This window comes from Nodularia sp. UHCC 0506, from assembly GCF_034931045.1.
Classification (GTDB): Bacteria; Cyanobacteriota; Cyanobacteriia; order Cyanobacteriales; family Nostocaceae; genus Nodularia.
Genome location: NZ_JAYGHH010000005.1, coordinates 34,546 through 38,533, shown reverse-complemented (window position 1 = coordinate 38,533; position 3,988 = coordinate 34,546). Strand labels below are relative to the sequence as shown.

The 3,988-nt window shown below is 43.2% G+C and carries 5 protein-coding genes and 1 tRNA gene; 2 read left to right on the top strand and 4 right to left on the bottom strand.

The annotated features are described in order from the left end of the window. A partial coding sequence (locus VB654_RS05530; RefSeq protein WP_323212546.1) for an HNH endonuclease occupies nucleotides 1-530 on the top strand: 530 nt, incomplete at its 5' end. A gap of 199 nt (nucleotides 531-729) precedes the next feature. Here the strand turns inward: VB654_RS05530 and VB654_RS05525 are convergent. From VB654_RS05525 to hisF, 4 genes are all read right to left on the bottom strand, one after another. Beyond that, entirely contained in the window at nucleotides 730-1,296 is a 567-nt protein-coding gene (locus VB654_RS05525) for a Uma2 family endonuclease (RefSeq protein WP_323212545.1), read from the bottom strand. Between the two features lie 78 nt (nucleotides 1,297-1,374). Beyond that, a tRNA-Ala gene (locus tag VB654_RS05520) sits at nucleotides 1,375-1,447 on the bottom strand. A 91-nt stretch (nucleotides 1,448-1,538) separates the two neighbouring features. After that, a complete protein-coding gene (locus VB654_RS05515; protein ID WP_006196909.1) occupies nucleotides 1,539-1,730 on the bottom strand; it encodes a hypothetical protein in 192 nt (63 codons plus the stop codon). 108 nt (nucleotides 1,731-1,838) lie between these two features. Then, nucleotides 1,839-2,612, bottom strand: coding sequence for an imidazole glycerol phosphate synthase subunit HisF (gene hisF, locus VB654_RS05510; protein ID WP_323212544.1), 774 nt, complete (start codon nucleotides 2,610-2,612; stop codon nucleotides 1,839-1,841). 162 nt (nucleotides 2,613-2,774) lie between these two features. Here hisF and ruvB point away from each other — a divergent pair, with 162 nt between their 5' ends. Next, nucleotides 2,775-3,878 carry a Holliday junction branch migration DNA helicase RuvB gene (gene ruvB, locus VB654_RS05505; RefSeq protein WP_323212542.1) on the top strand — a complete coding sequence of 368 codons (1,104 nt, stop codon included), beginning with the start codon at nucleotides 2,775-2,777 and terminating at the stop codon, nucleotides 3,876-3,878. The last annotated feature ends 110 nt before the right edge of the window (nucleotides 3,879-3,988 follow it).

Sequence of the window (3,988 nt, the reverse complement as noted above, 5' to 3'; positions counted from 1 at the left end):
TATCTAATTTGGTAGAAAATAGGCTAGTTACTTATAAAGAGGTAACTTCTTTGGTTCTTGGGCATCTGAATCCTTCACAAGTTGGTACTTCAATTGCAAGTAAAAAAACTTTCCAAAAGCATTTTCCTGCTCGGCAGTGCTGGTCAGCTGTTAGACAATGGCATTTTAATCAAATTGGTAAATGTTTAGACTGTGGAACAAGGCTTGAACTTCAAGCTGATCATATACAACCAAGACAAATATTAAAGGATGAGGCCGATAAAATAGATAATATGACTTTACGTTGTAGACGATGTAATGTAATTCGGCGGCCTTCTCACGCACAAGGAGGATTAACAGACTTAACAACGGAAGCGGCTCTTATGTGGTTACTCTTTACAAAGCAACCAGATACTTATGAAGAATTTGCCGATCTGTGTAGGTCTTATGGTATGACTATGGCAAGTATTAGGTTCCAGGAGGCATGGGCAATGGCTAAATGGCTTGAGCGAGATGGTTTATATGACATTGATGCCCGTTCCAAATATTAGATTAGTTTAAATAGTGCGGATCTTCAGTTCATTGTATGGAATTCCCTTAGTTGTACAAAAACATCCATAGCGATTGATGAAGATTGGTTGTGCTTTTTTCATCTTTAGCTACTGAGGTATTTTTTTTACAAACATTCGTTCATGTTTTACTATCACACTACTTTGTTGTTTCTGGTGGGGTTTTCAACCTACCCTTTATTTATGAGTGACCAAATATTTCATTGATGGTGATGTTTAGATCAGGGAAGGCTTTGATTGATAAAGTTTGACCGCAAGTGAACTTTTGCATCACTTGATAACCTGCGGCTCTTGGTTGTTGATAAACTTCAACAATTTGCGCGTTAATATCTACTAACCAAACTTCCAGGATGTTTGCTTCTGCATATAACGGAATTTTCTCTTCCCGGTCATACATGACAGTGGAATCAGCTACTTCGATTAATAAAAATATATCCTGGGGTTGGGGGTGTGCGGTTTCATAAAAATCATCACGGGGTTTGAGTAATGCTACATCTGGCTGCGGTTCTGATTGATTGTTCAATAAAACGGGATTTTGAGCCGCAACTATGAGGCGTTTCCCCAACAACTGCACTAACAAATTCACCAGTCGATTTACACAAGCTGCGTGTTTTGTCCCTATCGGTGACATTTCAATAATTTCACCCCGGATCAATTCCACTCGGTCATCCTCTCTGAGAATGCCGGATTCTAGCATTTTGTGATACTGCTGGACTGAAAATTTCCTTCTGAGCAATTGTACAGACATCGCTACCTCCATTCTTGCCTGACCATGAAACTGATCCCACAGCACACTTAGATTACAGCCATTTTGATAATTAAAATATGGAGCTAAGCGGATTCGAACCGCTGACCTTCTCAATGCCATTGAGACGCGCTACCAACTGTGCTATAGCCCCAGACTATGCTTTTCTATATTCTCTTAATATTTCAGCTTTGTCAAGCCGGATTTGTTAAATGTAAAGTATATCTTCTATTACACAGGATTTGTTAAGACACTTGTAATAAATAGGTCATACAGTGTCCCATAAGGAAATAAACTACCAACATAGCAGCAGCTGCAAGGGCAACCAATGTCCCAGCCAGCATTAGAGAGAACTCTTTATGCTCTACGGCTTTTTCCATCAGGTGCAGTGACCACGCTACCAGCGCCACGTCAAATAGTAAAATAACAATCAACATAATATTTCTTAATATTTATTCATACTTGTAAACCAATGTTAACACTCTTTGAGAGAACTGTATCTAACTTATGATGGATGTGGTTAAATTTTGATGATGATTTTGCCATCAAGCACACAACCGTACTGGTACTGAATGATCGTGCAAATAGTTTTTTATTTCTGCCACGCTTAATTGTCCGTAATGCAGTAATGATGCTAGTAATGCAGCTTCGGCTTTACCCTCTGTTAGTGCTGTATAAATATGTTCACAGTTACCTGCGCCACCAGAAGCCACGACGGGAACTTGTACGGATTCGGCGATCGCTCTTGTCAGCCCTAAGTCGTAGCCAGCTTGAGTACCGTCAGCATCCATACTGGTGATCAGTAATTCCCCTGCACCTCGTCTTTCCACTTCTTGCGCCCAACGTAAGGCATCTAGTCCAGTATTTTCTCTACCACCTCGCACGTACACATCCCAGCCGGGATTGTTGGGATCAATCCTGCGTCTGGCATCAATAGCAACAACTATGCACTGATTACCAAAGCGATCGCTTGCCCGATTGATTAAGTCAGGATCACGTACAGCTGCTGAATTAATACTAACCTTGTCAGCCCCTGCTCGTAACAAAGCTTTAACATTTTCTAAGGATTGAATTCCACCACCAACAGTCAAGGGAATGAAAACCTGTTCCGCAGTGCGGTACACCACGTCAATAATTGTATCCCGGTCTTCATGAGTCGCCGTAATATCCAGAAACACTAACTCATCAGCACCGGCTTCGTTGTAAACCTTGGCTAGTTCCACCGGATCACCGGCATCTTTGAGGTCTACAAAATTAACTCCTTTAACAACCCGTCCCGCCTTCACATCTAAGCACGGTAAGATTCTTTTAGATAACATAATAAGTTTTTCACTCCTGGGTAATCGACTGGAATTTAAATTCTAATTGGACGCGTGTAGTTCTCGCCGAAAATTTTTTGCCCCTGATCTCGTATTTACTCGCAGCTATTGCAGTGTAAATAGCCCTCAAACAGTCCTCAAGTCAAAGTTGATAGCTGAATTATGGCGATAATCTCCTCGAAAAAACAGCCTCAAGAACCCAACGGACAACCAAAGAAGCCCCGTCAGGAGTCCACCCCCGCACCTGCAAACGAGAACATTTTGCAACCTGAAGCTGCTACTGACGAACAAGGTAAGCAAGAAGAGAGTATCAGACCGCAGCAATTTGCTGATTACATTGGACAGAAAGACTTAAAGGATGTGCTAGATATTGCCATCAAAGCAGCTAAGTCAAGGGGTGAGGTGCTGGATCACTTGCTGCTATATGGGCCTCCGGGATTGGGTAAAACAACAATGGCAATGATTTTAGCATCAGAGATGGGAGTTGACTACAAAATTACCAGTGCGCCAGCGCTAGAACGTCCCAGAGATATTGTAGGGCTACTAGTGAACCTTAAACCCGGAGATGTCCTATTTGTTGACGAAATTCATCGTCTTTCGCGGATGACGGAAGAAATTCTCTATCCAGCTATGGAAGATTATCGTTTAGATATTACCGTTGGCAAGGGTGCTGGCGCTCGTATTAGAAGTATACCACTGAACAAATTTACCCTGGTGGGAGCGACAACCCGTGTCGGGGCGCTGAGTTCACCTTTACGCGATCGCTTTGGGTTAGTCCAGAAGCTGCGATTTTACGAAGTTGACGAACTCACTAAAATTGTGTTAAGAAGTGCCGACTTCCTCAAAACTCCTATTGCTGAAGATGGGGCGACAGAAATCGCTCGTCGTGCCAGAGGTACGCCCAGAATAGCAAATAGATTACTTAAGCGAGTGCGTGATTACGCAGAAGTAAAAGTATCTGGTGAAATCAATGAAGTAATTGCATCTGAAGCATTGCAACTATTTCAAGTCGATCCCTGTGGTTTAGATTGGACAGATCGCCGGATGCTGAGTGTAATAATTGAACAATTCAATGGTGGTCCCGTGGGTTTAGAAACAATTGCTGCCGCTACAGGTGAAGATACCCAAACCATTGAAGAAGTTTATGAACCTTACTTGATGCAAATTGGTTATTTAAGCCGGACTCCTCGTGGTCGAATCGCTACAACCTCAGCATACAAGCACTTGGGTTTCAAACCGCCTAATGAACAGTTATCGTTATTGTAGTTAGGAGACTGGGAAGAGGCAGGGGGGGCAGGGTGCAGGGGGCAGAGGGAAGAGGCAGGGGGGCAGGGGGGCAGAGGGAAGAGGCAGGGGGGCAGGGGGCAGGGGGCAGG

Coding starts and splice junctions, on each gene's coding strand:
- VB654_RS05525 (WP_323212545.1), bottom strand. CDS start 1,296: ATGTCTGTACAATTGCTCAGAAGGAAATTTTCAGTCCAGCAGTATCAC.
- VB654_RS05515 (WP_006196909.1), bottom strand. CDS start 1,730: ATGTTGATTGTTATTTTACTATTTGACGTGGCGCTGGTAGCGTGGTCA.
- hisF (WP_323212544.1), bottom strand. CDS start 2,612: ATGTTATCTAAAAGAATCTTACCGTGCTTAGATGTGAAGGCGGGACGG.
- ruvB (WP_323212542.1), top strand. CDS start 2,775: ATGGCGATAATCTCCTCGAAAAAACAGCCTCAAGAACCCAACGGACAA.